The sequence below is a fragment of the Kocuria sp. SM24M-10 genome (genome assembly GCF_001027955.1).
In the GTDB taxonomy this organism is placed as follows: Bacteria; Actinomycetota; Actinomycetes; order Actinomycetales; family Micrococcaceae; genus Kocuria; species Kocuria oceani.
Genome location: NZ_LDNX01000118.1, coordinates 22,200 through 45,611 on the forward strand (window position 1 = coordinate 22,200; position 23,412 = coordinate 45,611).

The following is a 23,412-nucleotide window of genomic DNA, read 5'->3' on the forward strand; positions in this document are numbered from 1 at the left end:
CCGATGCTCAACTCACTGCACGATGCCCTGCGGTTGCGGACCAGTCCCGCCATCTTCTTCGGCTCCGCCCTGATCATCATCGCCTTCGTGGTCCTGACCCTGGTGTTCACCGACCCGATGGACGCCTTCTTCGCGCAGGGCTCCGCCTGGGTCATGGACCAGCTCGGCTGGTTCTACATCCTCGGGGTGACCGTCTTCCTGCTGTTCCTCATCTATTTGATGATCAGCCGTTTCGGGCAGGTGCGTCTGGGGGCCGACGACGAACGCCCCCAGCACACCAACCTGTCCTGGTTCTCCATGCTCTTCGCCGCCGGGATCGGGACGATCCTGATGTTCTGGGCGGTCGCCGAGCCGGTCAACCACTTCGCGAACCCGCCGCGGCAGGGCGTGGTGCCCGAGTCCATGGAGGCGGCGACCGAGGCCATGGGCTTCACGCTGTACCACTTCGGACTGCACACCTGGACGATCTTCACCCTCCCGGCCCTGGCCTTCGGCTACTTCATGTACAAGCGCAACCTGCCGCCGCGGGTGAGCTCCATGTTCCAGCCGCTGCTGGGCGAGCGCATCCACGGCCCCGTGGGCCGGGGCATCGACATCCTCGCCATCGTGGGCACCCTCTTCGGCGTCGCGGTCTCCATCGGGCTGGGCACCATGCAGATCAACAGCGGCCTGGCCCGGCTCTTCGGCATCTCCGAGTCCGCCCTCTCCCAGATCCTCATCATCGCCGCCGTGAGCCTGGTGGCCTCGGTGTCCGTGGCCCTGGGACTGGACCGGGGCATCAAGCGGCTGTCGAACACCAACATTCTCATCGCGATCGGCCTGCTCGTGTTCATCCTCATCTCGGGGCCCACCGTGATGATGCTCCGTGGCATGGTCGAGTCCGCCGGCACCTACCTCTCGATGCTCCCGGCGCTCGCCTTCTGGAACGACACGCTCGCGGACACCGGGTGGCAGAGCGGCTGGACCGTCTTCTACTGGGCGTGGACCATCACGTGGTCGCCGTTCGTGGGCATCTTCATCGCCCGCATCTCCCGGGGCCGCACCATCCGCCAGTTCGTCTCCGGCGTGCTCGCGTTCCCCACCCTGTTCTCGGTGATCTGGTTCGGGATCTTCGGCATGGGCGTGTTCAACATCGAGCTCAACGGCGGCGGGGGACTGGTCGAGGCCGTCGTCGACGAGGGCGACATCCCCGGGGCGATGTTCGTCTTCCTGGAGAACTTCCCGTTCTCCACGGTGACCTCCGCGGTGGGCGTGCTCATCGTGGTGCTGTTCTTCATCACCTCGATCGACTCCGCCGCCCTGGTCATGGACACCATGGGCAGCGGCCACGAGGAGGAGGCCCCGGTCCACCAGCGGGTGTTCTGGGTCGTGGCCATCGGCCTGATCGCCGCGATCCTGCTGACCGCCACCGGCACCACGGGACTGGCGGCCCTGCAGAACGTGGCCATCCTCATCGGCCTGCCCTTCTTCGTGCTGGGCTACCTGATGATCTACTCGCTCCTGAGGGCCCTGCGCGAGGACGCCGGCGAGATCGGCGTCCTGCCCACCCGCCAGTGGCGGCGGGTGCTGCCCCCGGAGGAGTTCCACCGCCGCAGCAGTGACGGCGCGGTGGACGAGGAGTTCGTGGTGGCGCCGGACTACGTGCACGGCTCGGAGCCGGAGAACGCCCCGAGCATCGACCACCCGGAGCAGCCCGACTACGTCCGGGAGTACCGCACCACGACCGGCTCCCTCAAGAAGATCCGCGACATCGAGTAGCCCCTCCGGAGCGCGATACGAAGGGCGGCCCACCGGCGATACCGGCCGGAGGGCCGCCCGCTTCCTTTCTGCCCCGGCGGTAGAATGGTGACCACCATCACATCGGCATCGGGGGACGCCATGGTGAAGAAGAAGCAGGCCACCGCACGGGACGGGGAGCAGCCGCACCGCATCCTCGACCGGCTCAACGCCATCGCGATGCGGGTCTACGGGCCGGGGGACCGCCTCGCCCAGGGCCAGGAGGGCCAGCACATGAGCGAGGCCGCCAAGCAGTGGTACCAGGAGGTGCAGGAGCACTTCTACGTGGAGAAGGACCAGCACGGCAACGAGTACCTCTACCATCGCGACGACTCCGGAGAGGGCACGAACACCGGCAGCGCACGCAACTGAACCGCATGCACCGCAGAACGGGCGGGGCGCCTCACGGAGGCGCCCCGCCCGTTCTGCACGCGCCGGCCGCTCGTGACAGCGATGAGTGCCGAGCTCGACGGAGAACCAGTTCGGTCACCCGTTCCGCCAGGTCGTCGGACGATATTCGTGCAGCACGGGGCGGGGAGGCCCAGGGCGGCGTTCTCGGTGCGCAGAGAGGACGCCGCCGGAATGGCAGGTTGCCCGGTACGGGTCTCGTGGGGTCGCAGTCCCGGTTCCGGGGCGCCGAGCAAGGCCTCGGTCCGTCGTCTCGGGCTTGGGGGCTGGCCCCGTGACGCTGCGCCGCGGAGGTCCTCAGCCCGTGGTCAGGGCGGCGCAGGCGGCCTCGATGGACTCGGGGGACAGGACGTGGTCGACGGCCATCACGGTCGCCCCCATCACCCCGGCCCGGTCCCCGGCGACCGAGGGCGCGACCCGCAGGTGCTCCGTGGCCAGGGGCAGGGACCGCCGGTAGACGACCTCGCGGATCCCGGCCAGCAGGTGCTCACCGGCCTGGGCGAGGCTGCCGCCGATCACGATCGCGGACGGGTTGATGAGGTTCACGCAGGTGGCCAGGACGTCACCGATGTCCCGGCCGGCCTGACGGATCGCCTGGACGGCCCGGGCGTCGCCGGAGCGGACGAGGTCGACCACGTCCTGGCTGGTGCCGAGCTCACCGGCGGACTGCGCGTTGAGCGCCGCCACCAGCGCGGGCGCCCCGGCCAGCGCCTCGAGGCAGCCGGTGTTGCCGCAGCGGCAGAGGACCTCGCCGCCGCGCGGCACGCGGACGTGGCCGAGGTCCCCGGCGGTCCCCTGGGCCCCGCGCTGCAGCGCCCCGCCGGAGATGATCCCGGCGCCGATGCCCGTGGCCACCTTGACGAACATCAGCTCGGTGGTCTCGGGCCAGAAGAAGCTCCGCTCGCCCAGGGCCATGATGTTGACGTCGTTGTCGACCAGCACGGGCACGTCGTACCGGGTCTGCACGAGGGCGGGGACGTCGGCGCGGTCCCAGCCGGGCATGATCGGGGGGTTGATCGGCCGGCCCGTGCGGTGCTCGACGGGCCCGGGCAGCCCGATGCCGATGGCGGCGAGCTCCGAGACCGGACGGTTCCCGCGCTCGAGCAGCAGGGCGACCGTGCGCACGAGCCAGCCCAGGACCGCGTCGGGTCCCTCGTCGATCGCCAGTGCCTGGCGCTCCTCGGCGAGCTCCCGGCCGGAGAGGTCCGCCAGGATCACCCGGGCGTGCGTGGCGCCGAAGTCCGCGCCGACCACCACCCGGGCGCCGGGATTGAGGGCGAACAGCGACGGCGGGCGGCCGCCGGTCGAGGCGGCTCCTCCGTCGGGGGTGACGAGGCCCAGCGCCATGAGGGTGTCCACGCGCGACGCCACGGTGGAGCGCGCCAGCCCGGTCAGCCGGGCCAGCTCCGCCCGCGTCCTCGGACGGCCGTCGCGCAGCAGCTGGAAGACCTCGCTCGCCCCGGGAGCGGGCGAGGCCGCCGGCCGCGATGAGGGCGTCTGCGGTGGACTCTTCAGCACTTTGTCAGTAGAGCACGGCCTCTTAGGGGGGTCAAGCGCGTCACAATCGCATGCACACAAACCAACTTTTGCCGGACTGTCGACAGAAGTTCGTGGTGCATGTCACAGTGACCGCATGAACGAGCGTGCGAGCTCCCCGGTGCTGCGGGTCACCGGCCTGTCGAAGTCCTTCTTCGGGGTGCCGGTGCTCCAGGACGCGGGGCTGCAGCTGTACGCCGGCGAGGTGCACGGCCTGGTGGGCGAGAACGGCGCCGGGAAGTCGACCCTGATGAAGGTCCTCGCCGGGGTCCACGACCGGGACGCGGGCACCGTGGAGATCGACGGCGCCCCCGTGGAGTTCCACCACCCGACACAGGCACACGCGGCCGGGCTGTCGACGGTGTTCCAGGAGTTCAACCTGCTGCCCGACCGCACGGTCGCGGAGAACGTGTTCCTCGGCCGCGAGCCGCGCAGCGGCCTGCTGGTGGACAGGCGGGCCATGAACGCGCGGACCAGCGAGCTGCTCGAGGACCTGGGCGTCACCAGCATCCGGCCCACCACCACGGTGAGCTCGCTGTCCGTGGCGCAGCAGCAGATCGTGGAGATCGCGAAGGCCATCAGCTACGACGCCCGCATCATCTCCATGGACGAGCCGACCGCGGCGCTCGCGGGCCCGGAGGTGGAGCTGCTGTACGCGATCATCCGCCGGCTCCGGGCGCGCGGCACCGCCATCCTCTACGTGTCCCACCGGCTGCGGGAGATCTTCGACCTCTGCGACACCATCACCGTCCTCAAGGACGGCCGGGTCGTGGGCACTGAGCCGGCCTCCGCCATGGACGACGCCTCCCTGGTGCGCATGATGGTGGGCCGGCCGATCTCCGCCTACTTCCCGGACGCGGAGCCCGGGACGGATACAGGCCGGGTGCTCCTGAGGGTCGACGACGGCGGCAACGACCAGCTCGACGCCATCGACCTGACGCTGCGGGCGGGGGAGATCGTGGGGGTCGCCGGGCTGCAGGGGTCCGGGCGCACGGAACTGGTGGAGGCCGTCTTCGGCGTGCACCCCTTCACCCGGGGGCGGATGGAGCTGGACGGGCGGCCGTACACCGCCTCCTCGCCCCGCCAGGCCGTCCGGCAACGGATCGCGCTGATCACGGAGGACCGCAAGTCCCAGGGGCTGAGCCTCGACCAGTCGGTCCTGGACAACGTCCTGGGCGTCATCCGCTCCGTCTTCCCGCGGCGGACCGCCGAGGCCAGGAGGGCCGCCCCCGGGGTGCTGTCCTCCCTCGAGGTCGTGGCCCGGGACCTGGACCAGGAGGTCCAGTACCTCTCGGGCGGCAACCAGCAGAAGGTGGTGCTGGCCAAGTGGCTGGCCGTGGACCCCCGCGTCGTGCTCCTCGACGAGCCCACGCGCGGGATCGACGTGGGCGCCAAGATCGCCGTCTACCACCTCATGCGCCAGCTCGCCGCCGAGGGCAGGGCCATCCTCATGGTCTCCAGCGAGCTGCCGGAGGTGCTGGGCATGTCCGGGCGCATCCTCGTCATGCGGGACGGCCGGATCTCCGGTGAGCTCCCGCCCGACTCCACGGAGGAACAAGTGCTCCAGCTGGCCACCGGCGCCCGGACGGAGGGGGCCGCACCATGACCGCGTTCTCCCGGCTCACGTCCACCCACATCGTCTACCTCGTGGTGCTGCTGACCTTCCTCGCCGGCACGATGCTGGTCGGCGCCGCCGGGCGCAGCTTCGTCAGCGCGGGCAACGTCTCGGCGATCCTCACCGGGACCAGCGTCCTGGGGTTCATCGCGATCGGCCAGACGCTCGTGATCCTGGTGGGCAGCCTCGACCTGTCCGTCCCCTACGTCATCAGCCTTGCCAGCCTGCTCTCGGCCGGGATCATGGCCGGGCAGCCCGGCAACATCCTGCTCGGCGTGGCCGTGGCACTGCTCGTCTCGGCGGGCATCGGCCTGGTCAACGGACTGGTCGTGTCCGGGCTGAAGGTCCACGGGTTCATCGCCACGCTGGGCACCGGACTGATCGTCAGCGGCTATCTCGCCACCAACTACAAGGGCAGCTCGGGACAGGCCCCCGTGGCCTTCCGGCTGGTCGGCGCCACCGGCATCGGGCCCGTCCCGGTCTCCACGCTGATCATGCTGGCCTGCGCCGCCGTCGTGCTGCTGATGCTCACGCGCACCCGCCTGGGCCACCACATGTACGCCGTCGGCGGGGACATCCGGGTCGCCCGGATGTCGGGGATCCAGACCGGCACCCCGATCGTCGCCGCCCACGTCATCTGCTCCACGATGGCCGGCCTGGCGGGACTGCTGCTGGCGGCGCGGCTCGGGGTGGGCAGCCCGACGATCGGATCCCAGGGCGGCTACGACCTGCTCTCGATCGCCGCCGTCGTCCTCGGCGGGACGCTGCTCTCGGGCGGCAAGGGCTCGCTGGTCGGGACGCTGGGCGGCGTGCTGATCTTCGCGATGATCGACAACATCATGAGCGTCATGCAGATCAACCCGTTCCTCAAGGACGTCGTCCGCGGGATCGTCATCGTGGTCGCCGTCGCCGTGTACGCCCGGCGCAGGGTGGCCCGCCGGACCCCCCGCTTCGACGAGCACCAGAACGCCCGCGGCGGACAGGAGGTCCCGGCATGAGCGCCGCCGTCACGGACCGGGCCGCCGTCCTGCAGCAGAACCGCGCACCCCGGCACGAGCGCGTGCTGCGCGCCCTGCGGACGCCCGGGGGAGCGGTCTTCGTGCTCCTGCTGCTGCTGCTCGCCGCGGCGATCGCCGTCAACCCGTCCTTCGGGGAACCCGGCTCGCTGATCCGGTTCGTCGGCCGCACGGCGCCGATCGCCATCGCCGCCATCGGCCAGTACTTCGTGATCGTCTCCGGGGAGTTCGACCTGTCCATGGGGTCGGTGGTCACCGCCCAGGTGTTCGTGGCCGGCAACCTCATCGGCCAGGACGACAGCCGGGTGGTGCCCGTCCTGGTGCTCATGCTCGTCCTCGGCGCCCTGGTGGGACTGGTCAACGGCCTGGTCACCACGCTCCTGAAGGTCCCGAGCTTCATCGTGACCCTGGGCACCATGCTCGCCCTGCTGGGGCTGGTGCTCTACTGGACCGGCGGCGCCGCCACCGGCAACCCCGCGGACAGCTTCCGGCAGATCGGCCGCGGGGGCATCGAGGACGTCCCGGTCCTGGAGGTCCTGCCCTATCCGGTGGTCCTGGTGACGGTGATCGCCGCCGCCGCCTTCTGGCTCATGCGCCGCCCCTACGGCCGGACGCTCATCGCCGTGGGCGACAACCCGCGGGCTGCCGCGCTGACCGGGGCCCGGGTCTGGTGGGTGCGGACCCGGGCGTTCATGCTCTCCTCCCTGGCCGCGACTGTGGCCGGGATCATCCTGGTGGGCTACGCCGGCGTGCACCCCTCCGTGGGGCGGGGCTACGAGTTCACGGCCATCACCGCCGTGGTCCTCGGCGGGGTCGTCCTGGGCGGCGGGCGCGGCTGGGTCCTGTCCGCGGCCGCCGGGGCCTTCGCCCTCGAGACCCTCTTCGCGCTCCTGAACTTCCTGGGCGTCCAGTCCACGTGGCGGGACACGGTGCAGGGCGTGATCATCATCGTCGCGGTCGCCGCGGGCACCCGGACGTGGCAGCGCCGCCGGCGCGGCCGCGCGGACCCGGCCCGCGCTCCACAGCGTGCCATCGCAGCACAGCCCGCCCCGGGCACCGACGAGGAAGGAACATGATGCGCCGAAGCATCCAGTCACAGGTCACCGTGGTGGCAGCGGCAGCGCTGCTGGGGCTGACCGCCTGCACCACCGATTCATCGATCGAGAACCCACCGGCCACCGAGGGCGCCGAGGGCGCCGAGCAGGCGGCCGCGACGCCCGCCCCGGAAGGTGGTGACGAGTGGTTCGACCAGGCCGAGTACGACGAGCAGTCCGCACAGCGGTCGGCCGACTTCCAGGGCGATCCCGAGCAGCCCTGGAGGCAGTACATCGAAGGGGAGATGACCCCGACCGCGCAGTACGCCGCGGAGGGGCCGCAGAAGGTCTGCTTCTCCAACGCCTCCATCTCCAACCCGTGGCGCCAGACCGGCTGGATCACCATGAACGAGCAGCTGAAGGTGCTCCAGGAGTCCGGGGTGATCTCGGAGATGGAGACCCGCGACGCGCAGGACGACGACAACACGCAGATCGCCGACATCGACTACTTCATCGCCGAGGGCGGCTGCGACGCGTTCATCATCTCGCCCAACTCGACCGCCGCCCTCACCCCGGCGGTCGAGCGCGCCTGCGAGACCGGCAAACCGGTGGTGGTCTTCGACCGCGGGGTGGAGACCGACTGCGCCACGACGTTCATCCACCCGATCGGCGGCTTCGCCTGGGGCATCGACTCGGCGAACTTCCTGGTGGACAACCTCCAGGAGGGCGACAAGGTCGTGGCGCTGCGCATCCTGCCGGGTGTCGACGTGCTGGAGCAGCGCTGGGCGGCCGCCGAGAAGATCTTCGAGGAGAACGGGATCGAGGCCACGGACTACTTCACCGGGGCCGACCCCACCGAGATCAAGAAGATCATCTCCGACGAGCTCGCCACCGGCGAGGTGCAGGGCGTGTGGATGGACGCCGGTGACGGCGCCGTCGCCGCCATCGAGGCCTTCGAGGACGCCGGCGCGGACTACCCCGTGATGACCGGCGAGGACGAGATGAGCTTCCTGCGCAAGTGGGAGGACACCGGCCTGACCGGCATCGCCCCGGTGTACTCGAACTTCCAGTGGCGCACCCCGCTGCTGGCCCTCGAGCAGATCTTCGCCGGCGAGGAGGTGCCCGCCGAGTGGGTCCTGCCGCAGGAGCCCATCACCGAGGACCAGCGGGCCGGCTTCCTGGCCGACAACGAGGGGATGCCGGACGGCCACTACGCCAAGTTCGGCGGCGAGGACCTGCCGGGCTACCCCGAGGTGTGGCGGGACCGGGTCATCCCCTGAGCCGCGCGACGGCCGCCCCGTCCGCCGCCGGAGGCCCCCGGGCCCTCCGGCGGCGGGCGCGGCGCCCACCCACCACACCGCACTGGAAGGAGAGCCGCCCATGCACCGCCCGATCGGCGTCAACACCTGGGTGTGGGAGTCCCCGCTCACCGACGCGAACCTGCCCCCGCTCCTGGCGAAGATCGCGGACCTGGGCTTCGAGGCCGTCGAGCTTCCCCTGGAGCACGAGGGCGACTTCACCGCCGGGACGGTGCGGGAGGCGCTCGCCGGGCTGCGGCCGTGGATCGTGGGCGCCATGGCCCCCGGGCGGGAGCTGGTGCTGGCCGACGACGACGTGGTGCTGCGGACCCAGCGCTACCTCAGCGCCTGCATCCAGCTGGCCCACGACGTCGGCGCCCCCGCGGTGTGCGGCCCGTTCTACTCCCACACGGGACGGCTGTGGCGGATGGACGCCGCGGAACGGGAGCAGGCCTACGCGCAGCTGCGCCGCAACCTGGCCCCGCTCGCCGCGGAGGCCGAGGCCGCCGGCGTGGTCCTGGGCATCGAACCGCTCAACCGGTACGAGACCTCGCTGCTCAACACCACCGCACAGGCCCTCGAGGCCCTCGGCCCGCTGCTCGGGCACGGCGTGGGCCTGGCCCTGGACACCTACCACCTGCACCTCGAGGAACGCTCCTCCGCCCAGGCCGTCCGCGCGGCCGGGGAGCACCTGGTGCACCTGCAGGTCTGCGGCAACGACCGCGGAGCCCCCGGCGAGGACCAGACCGACTGGACGGGCATCTTCGACGCCCTGGACGCCGTCGGCTACACCGGCGCCCTGAACATCGAGAGCTTCACCGCGCACAACGCCAGCATCGCCACCGCCGCCGCGGTCTGGCGGGCGCTGGCCCCGACCCAGGACCAGCTCGCGGAGCAGGGCCTGGCGTTCCTGCGCGCCGCCCGTGACCGGACCCGAGGAGGACACCCATGACCAGCCCCGCACCCGAGCCGGCCGCCCGCACCGACCGGGGTCCCGCACCGGCCGTCCTGGGCGTGGCCGTGCTCGGCTACTCCTTCATGGGCAAGGCCCACTCCAACGCGTGGCGCAACGTCAACGCCTTCTATCCCGTGCCGCGCGTCGCGCAGCGGGTGCTGGTCGGCCGGGACGCCGGGCACGTGGCCGCGGCCGCGCGGCGGTACGGGTGGGAGGACAGCGGCACGGACTGGCGGTCGGTGCTGGAGCGGCCCGACGTCGACGTCGTCGACATCTGCACCCCCGGCCACCTGCACGCCGACATGGCCGTGGCCGCCCTCGACGCCGGCAAGCACGTGCTCGTGGAGAAGCCGCTGGCCAACACGGTGGCCGAGGCCGAGCGCATGGCGGCCGCCGCGGCCGCCGCCCGGGCCCGCGGGGTGCACGCCATGGTGGGCTTCAACTACCGCCGGGTCCCGGCACTGGCACTGGCGCGCACGATGATCGCAGACGGGCGGGTGGGCGAGGTCCGGCAGGTGCGGGCCAGCTACCTGCAGGACTGGCTCGCCGACGAGCGCGCGCCCATGACCTGGCGTCTCCGGCGGGAGACCGCGGGGTCCGGGGCCCTCGGGGACCTCGCCTCGCACGCCGTCGACCAGGTGCGCTTCCTCCTGGGCTCCCCGGTCACGTCCGTCTCCGGGACGACCGACACGTTCGTGGCGACCCGCGAGGGCCCGGACGGGACCGAGCCCGTCACGGTCGACGACGCCGCCTGGGCCACCCTGCGCACCGCCTCCGGGGCGGTGGTCAGCCTGGAGGTCTCCCGCTGCGCCACCGGCCGCAAGAACGCCCTCCAGATCGAGGTCTACGGCTCGCGCGGGGGCCTGCGCTTCGACCTGGAACGGCTCAACGAGCTGCAGTTCTTCGACACCACCGTCCCGGGAGACGTCCAGGGCTACGGCCGGATCCTCGTCACCGAGGACTCCCACCCCTACATCGGGGCGTGGTGGCCGCCCGGGCACACCCTCGGCTGGGACCACACGTTCACCAGCCAGGCCGCCGACTTCCTGCACGCCATCGACACGGGGGTCCCGGCCGCGCCCGACTTCGACGACGGTCTGGCCGTGCAGCGGGTGCTCCACGCCGTGACGGACAGCGCGGCCCGGGACGGCGCCACCGTCCGGCTCTGACCCCCGACCCACCACCACCAACCCACCACCGCCGCCCGATCCACCGGAGACCGCCTCTCCACGACACCGAGGACTGCCATGGGACACCGCTACACCCTGTTCACCGGCCAGTGGGCCGACCTCCCGCTCGAGCAGGTCGCCGAGCTCGCCGCCGGCTGGGGCTACGACGGCCTGGAGATCGCCGTGTCCGGGGAGCACCTCGACGCCTGGCGGTGGGACGACGACGCGTACGTCCAGGACCGGCTGGCGATCCTGGAACGCCACGGGCTGGGAGTCTGGGCCATCTCCAACCACCTCAAGGGCCAGGCCGTCTGCGACGACCCCATCGACTTCCGGCACCGGGCCATCGTGGGACCCCGGGTCTGGGGCGACGGCGACCCCGAGGGGGTGCGCGCCCGCGCGGCCGAGGAGATGCAGCTGACGGCGCGGCTGGCGCGCCGGCTCGGCGTGGACACGGTGGTCGGCTTCACCGGGTCCTCCGTCTGGCAGTACGTCGCGATGTTCCCCCCGGTCTCCCGGGACGTGATCGACGCCGGCTACCAGGACTTCGCGGACCGGTGGAACCCCATCCTCGACGTCTTCGACGAGTGCGGCGTGCGCTTCGCCCACGAGGTGCACCCGTCCGAGATCGCCTACGACTACTGGTCCACCCACCGGGCGCTGGAGGCCGTCGGGCACCGTGAGGCCTTCGGGCTGAACTGGGACCCCAGCCACTTCCTGTGGCAGCAGATCGACCCGGTCGCCTTCATCTCCGACTTCGCCGAGCGCATCTACCACGTGGACTGCAAGGACACGAAGATGCGGATGGGCGGCGGGCGCAACGGCATCCTGTCCTCGCACCTGCCCTGGGGAGACCCCCGCCGGGGCTGGGACTTCGTCTCCACGGGGCGCGGCGACGTGCCCTGGGAGGACAGCTTCCGGGCCCTCACCGCGATCGGCTACGACGGGCCCATCTCCGTGGAGTGGGAGGACGCCGGGATGGACCGCCTCCAGGGCGCGCCCGAGGCGCTCGCCTTCCTGAAGCGATTTGACTTCGGTCCCGCCGGCGCCTCCTTCGACGCCGCCTTCCAGCAGTAGACGGCGCCCGGCCACCGCGCCCCACCGCGTCCGGTGCCGGCCGATCGGCGCCGTGAGCGGCACCGGCCGTCGTCAGAGCGCCGGGGGCGGCGCCCGGACGACGTGGAGCCGGGGGTCCGGGCGCCTGCGGACGGACCGACCGCCCGCCCGGCGGGCCTAACCCCGCCGGGCGGGCTTGTCGAAGCGCCAGCCCTCGGCCTGGAGCCGGGGGATCACCTGGTCCACGGCCTCGACGGTCTGGCTGCGGTCGCCGCCGCCGTCGTGCAGCAGGACCACGGCCCCGGGCGTGACGCCCTCCTCGATGCGGCGCACCAGCTCGGCCGTGCCCGGAGGCGCCCAGTCGCCGATCGTGAGCCGCCAGCCCAGCGGCTGCATCCCCAGCTCGGCCGCGACTTCGGGCGTCCGTCCCCAGCTGCCGTAGGGCGCCCGGAAGTAGTCGATGCGCGCTCCCGGCACGGCGGCGCGGATGGCCGCGCTGGTCTGCTCGAGGTCCTGGCGGATCGCGTCCGCGTCCCGGTCGGCCATGTCGTCGTGGTGCATGGTGTGGTTGCACAGCCGGTGCCCGTCGGCGGCGATCTGGCGGACCACCTCGGGGTGCTGCTGCACGTGCTCGCCCCACAGGCAGAAGGTCGCCTTGACGTGGTGCTTCTTCAGCACGGCGAGCAGCGCCGGCGTGCTGACGGGGTCCGGTCCGTCGTCGAACGTGAGGCTGAGGTACCGGCCGTCGTGGACCGTCGAGTCCACGACGGCGGGGGTCGCCTGGTCGGCCCGAGCGGGCAGGGCGGTGACCATGCCGGCGGAGACCGCGGTGGCCAGGGCCGCGGCCCCGGCCACGAGGCGGCGTGCGGCGGGGGCGAACCGGGGGGACAGTGCGGACGGTGGAGTCATGGGGGAATCCTTTCAGGGGCGTCACGGCGGGTGGAGGCGTCACGGCCGGCGAGGGGCGCGGCCCGGCCCGGAATCGGTGCCCGGGAGCGGCTGAGGCGGCGGAGGGGTGGGAGAGGGGTGGGGGAGAAGCGGATCGGACGCCCTAAAAGTAAAGAGTATTAACTAATCCGTCAAGGAATCGTCGGTCATGCGTCGTCCGTGGCGAGTGTCCGCGCAGGCATCCGGCGCGGGCGCCCGGCACGCCGGCTGCCCGGTGTCCGTCGAAGGGCGGCGTGGACAGGAGCCGCCGCGGGGCGCACGATGAAGCCCTATCCTCGGGAGGAACCATGGGCGAGCTCGGACGCCGGGCGACCAGGGCGGCCGATGCCGCCGACGATGCCACGGATTCGCGCGGGTTCGTCCTCGCGGCCCGGGCCGGCTTCGTGGCCGCGGGCCTGCTGCACGCGATGATCGGGGTGATCGCCCTCCGGGTGGCCCGTGGCGGGTCCGGGTCGGCGGACCAGTCGGGGGCCGTGGCCGCGCTCGCCGGCACCCCGGGCGGCACCGTGCTGCTGTGGGCGTGCTTCCTGGGCTGCGCGGCCCTGGCGGTGTTCCTGCTCAGCGAGGCCGTCTTCGGCGCGACGCAGCGCTCGGACCGGGAGAAGCTCAAGCACCGGCTCAAGAGCGGGGGCCAGGCCGTGGTCTACGGTGCGATCGGCGCGGTCTTCGGCACCTACGCCCTGGGCGGGTCGAGCGACAGCAGCCGGTCCACGCAGTCGATCAGCGCCCGGCTGATGGCCCATCCCGCCGGCACCGTGCTGCTCGTGGCCGTGGGGCTGGGGCTGGTCGTCGCCGGCGGCTACTTCGTCTACCGCGGCGTGACCCGCACGTTCACGCAGACGCTCAAGGGTCTGCCCCCGGGCGGGACCGGCTCGGCGGTGGTCGCGCTCGGGGTGGCCGGCTACGTGGCGAAGGGGGTGGCCCTGGCGGTGCTGGGCGCGCTCTTCGTGGTGGCCACCCTGCAGCACGACCCCGAGGAGGCGACCGGCCTGGACGGCGCCCTCAAGTCCCTGCAGGGGCAGCCGTTCGGCACGTGGCTCCTCGGGGCCGTGGCGGTGGGGCTGATCTGCTACGGGCTGTACCTGGTGGTCCGCGCGAAGTACCAGCGCATGTGAGCCCGTCCCGGACCCGACCGGGTCCGGGCGCCGCCCGTCAGGAGTCGGGGGAGGCGGGGCCGCGGCGCCGGACGGTGAGGTGGAGCCGGTGCGCCGTGATGACCAGGGCCAGCCACGCCGCTCCGAGGGTCTGGGCCACGAGCACGTCGGTGAACCAGTGGTGGCCCAGGTACACCCGGCTCAGCGCCATGCTGACCGCGAAGGCCGCGGCGGCGGCGACCGTGAGGACGCGGGCCACGCGGGTGCGCTGCCGCAGGACCAGCAGGTAGGCCACGGTGCCCGCGATCACGAACGAGTTCAGGGAGTGGCCGCTGGGGAAGGACGCCGAGTACTCGTAGGGCGGGACCGCGTCGGCCAGGTCCGGACGGGCCCGGCCGATCAGGGGCTTGCCGGCCACGGTCATCAGCAGCGAACCGGCCGCGGCCACCGTCACCAGCAGCACCGGGGTCCAGGACCGCCGGCTGAGGGCGAGCCAGACCATGGCCACCGCCGCCAGGATCGGCATGCCGATCACCCCGCCCACGTGGGTGTAGGCGGTCACGAAGGTGTCCAGCCACGGCGAGCGGACCGTCATCGCGGCCTGCAGCAGGGGCCGGTCCAGCGCCGCGGCGTCGTCCTGGTCCATGACGGCCTCGTAGACCTCCGCGGAGGCGACCGTCATGGTCACCGCGACGCCCAGTCCGATCACCAGCGGCACGAGCACCGCCGCGTGCGGTCCGAGCCACCGGGCCAGCCGTCGGACGCACCGGACGAGGAAGCGCCCCAGGCGGGTCCGCCAGGTGGTGAGGTCCTGTTCGCCCAGGAACCGGTCCTGGTGGCTGCCGGTCCGCCGCAGGTTGTCGGTCACGCTGTCCCCCTGTCCGCGCGCCCGGTCCGCCCGCGCGGCGGAGTCGTCCTGGGGCACGTGAGGGAGAGCCTACGGCGTCCCGGGTGCCGGCTGATCGCCTCCGGAGGAACCCGCTCTCCGTGTCCGGGGCGGAGCGTAGCCTGGATCCATGAGCCTGGCGCAGAAGATCAACCGTGTGGTCGCACCCTTCGAGGTCATCTCCGACTACGTCCCCGCGGGCGACCAGCCCCGGGCCATCGAGGAGCTGGCCACGCGCATCGAGGCGGGGGAGAAGGACGTGGTCCTGCTCGGCGCCACGGGCACCGGCAAGTCGGCGACCGCCGCGTGGCTGATCGAGCGGGTCCAGCGGCCCACCCTCGTGATGGTGCAGAACAAGACGCTCGCCGCGCAGCTGGCCAACGAGCTGCGTGAGCTGCTGCCGAACAACGCGGTCGAGTACTTCGTCTCCTACTACGACTACTACCAGCCCGAGGCCTACGTCCCGCAGACGGACACCTTCATCGAGAAGGACTCCTCGATCAACGAGGAGGTCGAGCGGCTGCGGCACTCCGCGACCAACGCCCTGCTGACCCGCCGCGACGTCGTGGTCGTCGCCACCGTGTCCTGCATCTACGGCCTGGGCACCCCGGAGGAGTACGTCGCCCAGATGGTCACCATGCGCCAGGGCGAGGAGATGGACCGGGACGAGCTGCTGCGCCGGTTCGTGAACATGCAGTACGCGCGCAACGACGTCGACTTCCACCGCGGCACCTTCCGCGTCCGCGGGGACACGGTGGAGATCATCCCGATGTACGAGGAGCACGCCATCCGCGTGGAGTTCTTCGGCGACGAGATCGAGTCCATCTACACCCTCCACCCGCTGACCGGGGAGATCATCCGGGAGGAGACCGAGATGTACGTCTTCCCGGCCTCCCACTACGTGGCCGGCGCGGACCGGATGGCCCGGGCCGTGAAGTCCGTCGAGGACGAGCTCGCCGCCCGGCTGCAGGAGCTCGAGTCGCAGAACAAGCTCGTCGAGGCCCAGCGGCTGCGCATGCGCACCACGTACGACCTCGAGATGATGGAGCAGATGGGCTACTGCAACGGCATCGAGAACTACTCGCTGCACATCGACGGCCGCCCGCGCGGCTCGGCGCCGCACTGCCTGATCGACTACTTCCCGGACGACTTCCTGCTGGTGGTCGACGAGTCCCACGTGACGATCCCCCAGATCGGCGGCATGTACGAGGGCGACATGTCCCGCAAGCGCACCCTCGTGGAGCACGGCTTCCGGCTGCCCTCCGCGATGGACAACCGGCCGCTGAAGTGGGACGAGTTCCTGGAGCGGATCGGCCAGACCGTCTACCTCTCCGCCACCCCGGGCAAGTACGAGCTGTCCCAGGCGGACGGCTACGTGGAGCAGATCATCCGGCCCACCGGGCTCGTGGACCCCGAGGTCATCGTCAAGCCCACCAAGGGCCAGATCGACGACCTGCTCGACGAGATCAACGTGCGGGTGGAGCGCGACGAGCGGGTGCTCGTCACCACCCTGACCAAGCGGATGGCCGAGGACCTCACCGAGTACCTCATGGAGCACGGGGTGCGGGTGCAGTACCTGCACTCCGACGTCGACACCCTCCGGCGCGTGGAGCTGCTGCGCGAGCTGCGGATGGGCACGTTCGACGTCCTGGTGGGCATCAACCTGCTCCGCGAGGGCCTGGACCTGCCCGAGGTCTCCCTCGTGGCGATCCTCGACGCGGACAAGGAGGGGTTCCTGCGCTCCACGACCTCCCTGATCCAGACGATCGGCCGCGCCGCCCGCAACGTCTCCGGCCAGGTGCACATGTACGCCGACCGGATCACCGACTCGATGGCCACGGCCATCGAGGAGACCAACCGGCGCCGGGAGATCCAGGTCGCCTACAACACCGAGCACGGGATCGACCCGCAGCCGCTGCGCAAGAAGATCGCCGACATCACCGACCAGCTCCAGCGCGAGGAGGAGGACACCAAGGAGCTGCTGGCCCGGCGGGCGGCCGCCGGGAAGAAGACCGCCCCGACCGCGGGCCGGGGCGGTCGGGACGCGGTGGCGGCCGCGGAGCAGAAGCTGCGCCGGGACGGGGTCGCCGCCGCCCCGGCGGAGGACCTGGTGGACCTCATCGCGCAGATGACCGAGCAGATGCAGGCCGCCGCCGCCGAGCTGCAGTTCGAGCTCGCCGGGCGGATCCGCGACGAGCTCGCGGACCTGAAGAAGGAGCTGCGGCAGATGCAGCAGGCCGGGCACGCCTGAGCCCGTCCCGCCGGGACCGCGACCCGCGGTGACACCGGTTCCCGGCGTTCTCCCAGGTTGGGGTAGAGTGCTCCCCGCGTAGGGGAGTATCCCTCAGCGCTGCGATCGTCAGCACGCCGGGCAACGGAGCCGGGCCGGTCGCAGCGGCCGCACCTCGGCATCCGGGCCCGGAGCCCGCCAGGAGCGGTGGAGAGACTTGCGGCTCATCGTGATGCCCCGGTCCGCCCCGCTCCACGGACGACGCCGGCCCGCGGGCTCACCCATCTCCAAGCGAAAGAACTCGCGTGCACACACAGCTACCCGCGTGGTTCGAGATCGGCTCCTTCGTCGTTCTCGGCTGCATCCTTCTTTTCGACCTGATCATGGTCGCCAAGCGCCCGCACGAACCCTCCATGAAGGAGGCCGGCACCTGGGTGGGCGTCTACGTGGCCCTCGCCCTGGTGTTCGCGGGCCTGATGTTCGTCTTCGCCGGCGCCGAGCAGGGCACCCAGTTCGTGGCGGGCTGGATCACCGAGTACAGCCTCAGCATCGACAACCTGTTCGTGTTCATCGTGATCATGGCCCGCTTCTCCGTGCCCCGGAAGTACCAGCAGGAGGTGCTGATGGTGGGCATCATCATCGCGCTGGTCCTGCGCGGGGTGTTCATCCTGCTGGGCGCCACGATCATCGCGAACTTCTCCTGGGTCTTCTACCTGTTCGGCGTCTTCCTGCTCTGGACCGCCTACCAGCAGGCCAAGGACGACGGCGAGGACGAGGCCGAGGAGAACGGGCTCATCCGCCGCCTGCGCACCGTGGTGCCCATGACGGAGCACTACGACGGGAACAAGCTGCGCACCACGGTGGCCGGCAAGCGCGTGTTCACCCCGATGCTCGTGGTGTTCGTGACCATCGGCGTGACCGACCTGATGTTCGCCTTCGACTCCATCCCGGCGATCTTCGGGCTCACCCAGAGCCCGTTCATCGTCTTCACCGCCAACATCTTCGCGCTCATGGGCCTGCGCCAGCTCTACTTCCTGCTCGGCGGGCTCATGGAGCGGCTCATCTACCTCAAGCACGGCCTGTCGCTGATCCTGGCGTTCATCGGGGTCAAGCTCATCCTGCACGCCATGCACGAGAACGAGGTGCCGTTCATCAACGGCGGCGAGCACATCGCCTGGGCCCCGGAGATCCCCACGTTCGTGTCCCTGGGCGTGATCGTGGCCATCATCGCGGTCGCCACGGTCGCGTCGATGCTCAGCCCCAAGGGCCGCTCCGCCCACGCGGCGGCGGAGCTGCACCGGGCCATCGAGACGTATCGCAGCCCGGGCGAGGACACGAGCACCGGTCAGATGCGGGCGGTGCAGGCGGACCTCGTGCTGAAGTACCACGCCGCCGTGGCGGCCGCCGAGCGGTCCTCCGTGGAGCTGCCGGACCTCGCCGAGCGCACCGGCAAGTCGGTCGAGCAGCACCGGACCGAGAGCGGCACGGCGTCGTCGGACCCCCGCCGGGCGGACGGGCGCTGAGCCCGCCGGCTCCGGGGTGTCCGGTCCAGCGGGACCGGTGAGACGTGCGCAGGGCCCGTACCGCCGACCGGCGGCACGGGCCCTGCGCATGGTTCCGCCCGGACGGCTGTATAGACTGAGCCCAGCCTAGGGGAGTATCCCTCAGCGCTGTGGACGTCAGCACGTCGGGTCCCCGGACCCGGCCGGACGCAGCGGCCGGTCCCAGCGCGGCGCACCCGAACGGTGCGGCGCGCTCGGCGGAGAGACTTACGGCTGTCCCGTACCCGACCCCCGAAAGCAGAATCATGGAAGTCTCACTCACCGTCTGGATCGTCACGATCGCGGCCATCCTCGGCCTGCTCCTCTTCGACTACGTGTTCCACGTGCGCAAGGCGCACGAGCCCCAGCTGAAGGAGGCCGCGATCTGGTCGGCGATCTACGTGGGCCTCGCCCTCCTGTTCGGCCTGTTCGTCCTGATCGAGTGGGGTGGTCGCTACGCCGGGGAGTACTACGCCGGGTACATCACGGAGAAGGCGCTGTCCGTGGACAACCTCTTCGTGTTCCTCATCATCATGGCGTCCTTCAAGGTGCCGCGGGAGGACCAGCAGAAGGTGCTGCTCTTCGGCATCACCTTCGCGCTGATCGCCCGCACCGCCCTGATCTTCGTGGGCGCCGGGCTGATCAACCAGTTCGCCTGGGTGTTCTACCTCTTCGGCCTGATCCTGCTGCTCACCGCCGGGTCGCTGATCAAGGGCGAGCTCTCGGACTCCCAGCACGACGAGGCCGACAACTTCGTGGTCCGCCTGGCCAAGCGCTTCATCCACACCACGGACCACTACGACGGCGACAAGCTCTTCACCATCCAGAACGGCAAGCGGGCGATGACCCCGATGCTGCTGGTGATGGTCGCGATCGGCGGCACGGACGTCCTCTTCGCCCTGGACTCGATCCCGGCGATCTTCGGCCTGACCCAGCAGACCTACCTGGTGTTCACCGCCGTGGCGTTCTCGCTGATGGGCCTGCGCCAGCTGTACTTCCTCATCGACGGGCTGCTGGACCGGCTCATCTACCTCTCCTGGGGCCTGGCCATCATCCTGGGCTTCATCGGCGTGAAGCTCATCCTGCACGCCCTGCACGAGAACAACCTGCCGTTCATCAACAACGGCGAGCACGTGGAGGTCGTCGAGGTGAGCATCGCCCTGTCCCTCACCGTGATCGTGGGCGTGCTGGTCGTCACGGTCCTCGCCTCGCTGTTCAGCCCCAAGGGCCGGGCGCTGCGGGTGCTCAACGGTCTCCAGACCGTCGCCGAGCAGTACGTCACCCTGCCCCAGGACGCCTCCCCGGAGGAGCGCCAGAAGCTCGCGGACAAGGCCGCCAAGTATCAGCGGCAGATGCCGAAGATCTCCGACAAGCACCGCGAGGAGCTGCTCGAGTCCGAGAAGCACTTCCACGAGCTGCTGGACCGCGCCCGCGGCAAGCACCGGGAGTTCGAGCGCACCGGGGTGGGCCCCGAGCCCGACGTGGTCCCGGCCCCGGAGGCCGAGGCGATCCACGGCGAGCACGTCGAGACGCAGGACGCCGCCGGCACCACCACGCCGGACGCCCCGCGGGGCGGGAGCACCGGCCGCTCCTCCTGACCCGGCGCCCGACCACGGAGGCCCTCGTCCGCTCGCGCGGACGGGGGCCTCCTCCGGTCCGGGGACCGGTGCGGGCGGTCAGCGCCCCGTCTCGGTGACCGGCCCCACGTTGTCCACGAGCACGGCGGGGAAGCCGTCCTCGTCGGAGGCGCGCAGGTCGATGCGGGCGTTGATCCCCCAGTCGTGGTGGCCGTCGGGGTCGTCGAAGACCTGCACCACGGTCCAGTACCCGTCCAGGCCCTCGGGCCGCTCGTCGATGCGCACCAGGCCGGGGCCCCGGGACTGGGGGTCCGTGTAGATGTCCTCGTGCTCGTCGAAGTAGGCGTCCATGGCGTCCGCCCACCGGTCCCGGTCCCAGCCGTGCGCGCCGTCCAGGGCCCCGAGCACCTTGTCCTTCTCGTCGGCGAACAGCTCCACCCGCTGGAACAGCGCGTTGCGGACCATGACCCGGAACGCCCGCGGGTTGGCCGTGATCACCGGGGGCTGCTCGTCGATGAGCTCCTCCAGGGAGTCCGCGGAGGTGCCCATGGGGGACTCCTCGCCGGCGGCGAGCTTCTCCCACTCGTCCAGCAGCGAGTTGTCGGTCTGCCGGATGAGCTCGCCCAGCCACTCGACCAGGTCCTCGAGGTCCTCGCGCAGCAGGTCCAGCGGCACCGTCTGGCGCAGGGCCTTGTAGGCGTCCGAGAGATAGCGCAGCAGGATCCCCTCGGAGCGGGCCAGGCCGTAGAACTGCACGTAGTCGCCGAAGGTCATCGCCCGCTCGTACATGTCCCGGACCACCGACTTCGGGGTCAGCTCGAACTGGGCCACCCACGGGGCCCCGGTGCGGTAGGTCTCGAAGGCCTGCGTCAGCAGCTCCTCGAGGGGCTTGGCGTAGCTGACCTCCTCGAGCTCCTTCATCCGCTCCTCGTAGTCCAGCCCCTCCGCCTTCATCGCGGCCACGGCCTCCCCGCGGGCCTTCTTCTCCTGCATGTTGAGCACCTGGCGCGGCTTCTCGAGGGTGGCCTCGATGACGGAGACGACGTCGAGCGCGTAGCCGGGGGCCTCGCGGTCGAGCAGCGTCAAAGCGGCCAGGGCGAAGGGGGACAGCGGCTGGTTCAGGGCGAAGTTCTCCTGCAGCTCCACGGTCAGCCGCCAGGTGCGGCCCTCCTCGTCCGGGGCGTCCAGCTTCTCGACGACGCCGGCGGCCCGCAGCTCCTTGAGGATCCCGATCGCCTGCTTGAGCAGTGCGCGCTGGCGCTGCCGCGTCTCGTGGTTGTGCGTGAGCAGGTGCCAGGCGGCCAGCACCGGGTCCCCGGGCCGCTGCAGCAGGTTGAGCAGCATCGAGTGGGTCACGGTGAAGGAGGAGCTCAGGGGTTCGGGCTCCGCGGCCACGAGGGTCTCGAACGTCGGCTTCCCCCAGGAGACGAAGCCCTGCGGCGGCTTCTTCTTCACCACCTGGCGCAGCTTCTTCTGGTCGTCGCCGAACTTGGCGTGGGCCTTCTTCATGGCCTTGGTGTTCTCGATGACGTGCTCGGGCGCCTGGACCACCACGGTGCCCGCGGTGTCGTAGCCGGCCCGCCCGGCCCGCCCGGCGATCTGGTGGAACTCCCGGGCGTTGAGCCGGCGGGTGCGCTCGCCGTCGAACTTGGACAGGGCCGTGATGACCACGGTGCGGATGGGCACGTTGATGCCCACCCCGAGGGTGTCCGTGCCGCAGATGACCTTGAGCAGACCGGTCTGGGCGAGCTGCTCCACGAGCCGGCGGTACTTGGGCAGCATCCCCGCGTGGTGGACCCCGATGCCGTGGCGGACCAGCCGGTTGAGCGTCTTGCCGAAGCCGGCCGAGAAGCGGAACCCGGCGATGAGCTCCCCGATCCGCTCCTTCTCCTCCTTGGACAGCACGTTGACGGACATCAGGTTCTGGGCCTGGTCCATGGCCTGCAGCTGGGAGAAGTGCACCACGTAGACCGGGGCCTGGTTGGTGCGCAGCAGCTCCTCGAGCGCCTCGTGGATCGGGTCCTCGGACCAGTAGTGGTGCAGCGGGATCGGGCGCTCGGCGGAGGAGACCGTCGTCGTCGGCCGCCCGGTGAGCTCCGTCATGTCCTTCTCGAAGCGGGAGACGTCCCCCAGGGTGGCGCTCATGAGCAGGAACTGCGCCTGCGGCAGCTCCAGCAGCGGCACCTGCCACGCCCAGCCGCGCTGCGGGTCGGAGTAGAAGTGGAACTCGTCCATCACCACGGGGCCCACGTCCGCGTCCCGGCCCTCGCGCAGGGCCACGTTGGCGAGGATCTCCGCGGTGCAGCACACGATGGGGGCGTCCGCGTTGACGGCGGAGTCCCCGGTGACCATGCCGACGTTCTCGGCGCCGAAGATCTCCACCAGGGAGAAGAACTTCTCCGAGACCAGGGCCTTGATCGGGGCCGTGTAGTAGGAGCGCTGCCCGGTGGCGAGGCCGGCGAAGTGGGCGGCGACCGCCACGGTCGACTTCCCGGACCCGGTCGGGGTCGCGAGGATCACGTTGGACCCGCTCGCGAACTCCAGGACGGCCTCGTCCTGGGCGGGATAGAGCTCCATGTCCCGGGAGGCGATCCAGCCGAGGAACCCCTCGTACACCTCGTCCCCGGACAGCGGGTTGGAGGCGAAGTCGCCGCGGTAGTACGGACGGCCCGGGGTGCCGAGCTCGGGGGAGAGGGCTTCGAGGAGTTTCATCGCCCCCAGCTTATCCGCGCGCCCGCCGGCCACCGGGCGGACGCAGCTCCTCCGAGCGCTCCCACGTGCGCAGCATCGGCTCCTGTGGAGCCCACCACAGCACCGCGGCCCAGCCGAGCAGGGCCGCTGCGGCCCCCGCGCCGGGCCGATCGGTCAGCGCCCCGACGGCCCCCAGCACCGCGGCCGCGGTGCTCGCGGCGGCGCCGGCCACCAGCGCGGCCCAGCCCGGGCGCAGGAATCCCGCGAGGACCAGCCCCCCGAGCACGGCCCCCGCGCCGGCCGCCACGAGCAGCGCCGGCCCCCCGCCGGGCCGGAGGGCCACCGGGTCCGCCACGACCAGGACGACGAGCGCCCACCCGGCCACGGCGACCAGCACGACGCCGGCCGCGCGCACCACCTCGTCGACGGGCTCCCGCCCCGGCACCCGCAGCGCCACGGCGGCGGCGCAGCGCTCCAGCCCGAGCGCCCCCGCCAGCAGCAGCAGCACCGGTGCGCTCCGGCCGGTCGTCGCGGCGGCCGCCGCAGGGAGGAGCAGCGCGGCCGCGGCGGCGCCGCAGCACC

At 71.5% G+C, this 23,412-nt stretch carries 16 protein-coding genes and 2 pseudogenes; 13 read left to right on the plus strand and 5 right to left on the minus strand.

Going from position 1 to position 23,412, the window contains the following annotated elements; all coding sequences use genetic code 11:
* The first annotated feature begins 3 nt into the window (after positions 1-3).
* Positions 4-1,758: a BCCT family transporter gene (locus ABL57_RS13335; RefSeq protein ID WP_047803963.1), complete on the plus strand. Its 1,755-nt coding sequence runs from the start codon at positions 4-6 to the stop codon at positions 1,756-1,758.
* Positions 1,759-1,845: 87 nt separating this feature from the next.
* Positions 1,846-2,148 carry a hypothetical protein gene (locus ABL57_RS13340; RefSeq protein WP_238986059.1) on the plus strand — a complete coding sequence of 101 codons (303 nt, stop codon included), beginning with the start codon at positions 1,846-1,848 and terminating at the stop codon, positions 2,146-2,148.
* 333 nt (positions 2,149-2,481) lie between these two features.
* On the opposite strand, the gene ABL57_RS13345 is transcribed toward ABL57_RS13340, so the two are convergent.
* Positions 2,482-3,702 (minus strand): ROK family transcriptional regulator, encoded by a 1,221-nt coding sequence (locus ABL57_RS13345; RefSeq protein WP_047803965.1) that lies wholly within the window; start codon positions 3,700-3,702, stop codon positions 2,482-2,484.
* A 115-nt stretch (positions 3,703-3,817) separates the two neighbouring features.
* On the opposite strand from ABL57_RS13345, the gene ABL57_RS13350 reads away from it, so the two are divergent.
* From ABL57_RS13350 to ABL57_RS13380, 7 genes are all read left to right on the plus strand, one after another.
* Complete coding sequence (locus ABL57_RS13350) at positions 3,818-5,326, plus strand: sugar ABC transporter ATP-binding protein (protein ID WP_047803966.1); 1,509 nt, start codon at positions 3,818-3,820, stop codon at positions 5,324-5,326.
* Positions 5,323-6,333: an ABC transporter permease gene (locus ABL57_RS13355; protein WP_047803967.1), complete on the plus strand. Its 1,011-nt coding sequence runs from the start codon at positions 5,323-5,325 to the stop codon at positions 6,331-6,333. The genes ABL57_RS13350 and ABL57_RS13355 overlap by 4 nt, the downstream gene beginning before the upstream one ends.
* Complete coding sequence (locus ABL57_RS13360; protein WP_047803968.1) at positions 6,330-7,427, plus strand: ABC transporter permease; 1,098 nt, start codon at positions 6,330-6,332, stop codon at positions 7,425-7,427. The genes ABL57_RS13355 and ABL57_RS13360 overlap by 4 nt, the downstream gene beginning before the upstream one ends.
* Entirely contained in the window at positions 7,427-8,665 is a 1,239-nt protein-coding gene (locus ABL57_RS13365) for a substrate-binding domain-containing protein (RefSeq protein ID WP_047803969.1), read from the plus strand. Before ABL57_RS13360 ends, ABL57_RS13365 begins: the two co-directional genes overlap by 1 nt.
* Before the next feature lie 100 nt (positions 8,666-8,765).
* Entirely contained in the window at positions 8,766-9,635 is an 870-nt protein-coding gene (locus tag ABL57_RS13370; RefSeq protein WP_047803970.1) for a sugar phosphate isomerase/epimerase, read from the plus strand.
* The gene (locus ABL57_RS13375) at positions 9,632-10,807 is read left to right on the plus strand and encodes a Gfo/Idh/MocA family protein (protein ID WP_047803971.1); all 1,176 of its coding nucleotides are present in this window, start codon (positions 9,632-9,634) and stop codon (positions 10,805-10,807) included. The genes ABL57_RS13370 and ABL57_RS13375 overlap by 4 nt, the downstream gene beginning before the upstream one ends.
* 78 nt (positions 10,808-10,885) lie before the next feature.
* Positions 10,886-11,884: a sugar phosphate isomerase/epimerase gene (locus ABL57_RS13380; RefSeq protein WP_047803972.1), complete on the plus strand. Its 999-nt coding sequence runs from the start codon at positions 10,886-10,888 to the stop codon at positions 11,882-11,884.
* A 156-nt stretch (positions 11,885-12,040) separates the two neighbouring features.
* Here ABL57_RS13380 and ABL57_RS13385 read toward each other — a convergent pair whose 3' ends face one another.
* Entirely contained in the window at positions 12,041-12,772 is a 732-nt protein-coding gene (locus ABL57_RS13385; protein WP_082157443.1) for a polysaccharide deacetylase family protein, read from the minus strand.
* A 326-nt stretch (positions 12,773-13,098) separates the two neighbouring features.
* Between ABL57_RS13385 and ABL57_RS13390 the strand changes: the two genes are divergently transcribed.
* Positions 13,099-13,926, plus strand: a complete 828-nt coding sequence (locus ABL57_RS13390; RefSeq protein WP_047803973.1) for a DUF1206 domain-containing protein — start codon at positions 13,099-13,101, stop codon at positions 13,924-13,926.
* A gap of 37 nt (positions 13,927-13,963) precedes the next feature.
* On the opposite strand, the gene ABL57_RS13395 is transcribed toward ABL57_RS13390, so the two are convergent.
* Complete coding sequence (locus ABL57_RS13395) at positions 13,964-14,830, minus strand: phosphatase PAP2 family protein (RefSeq protein WP_371212483.1); 867 nt, start codon at positions 14,828-14,830, stop codon at positions 13,964-13,966.
* A gap of 91 nt (positions 14,831-14,921) precedes the next feature.
* On the opposite strand from ABL57_RS13395, the gene uvrB reads away from it, so the two are divergent.
* The 3 genes and pseudogenes from uvrB (at position 14,922) to ABL57_RS13410 (ending at position 20,160) form a co-directional block, all read left to right on the plus strand.
* Positions 14,922-17,042, plus strand: a complete 2,121-nt coding sequence (gene uvrB, locus ABL57_RS13400; protein WP_047803974.1) for an excinuclease ABC subunit UvrB — start codon at positions 14,922-14,924, stop codon at positions 17,040-17,042.
* Between the two features lie 284 nt (positions 17,043-17,326).
* Positions 17,327-18,343, plus strand: a pseudogene (locus ABL57_RS13405) (TerC family protein); the annotation flags it as partial.
* Between the two features lie 485 nt (positions 18,344-18,828).
* Positions 18,829-20,160 (plus strand): TerC family protein, encoded by a 1,332-nt coding sequence (locus tag ABL57_RS13410; protein WP_047803976.1) that lies wholly within the window; start codon positions 18,829-18,831, stop codon positions 20,158-20,160.
* 78 nt (positions 20,161-20,238) lie between these two features.
* Here ABL57_RS13410 and ABL57_RS13415 read toward each other — a convergent pair whose 3' ends face one another.
* Positions 20,239-22,851 carry an RNA helicase gene (locus ABL57_RS13415; protein ID WP_047803984.1) on the minus strand — a complete coding sequence of 871 codons (2,613 nt, stop codon included), beginning with the start codon at positions 22,849-22,851 and terminating at the stop codon, positions 20,239-20,241.
* 10 nt (positions 22,852-22,861) lie between these two features.
* Positions 22,862-23,412 (minus strand): annotated as a pseudogene (locus tag ABL57_RS22395) (hypothetical protein); the annotation flags it as partial.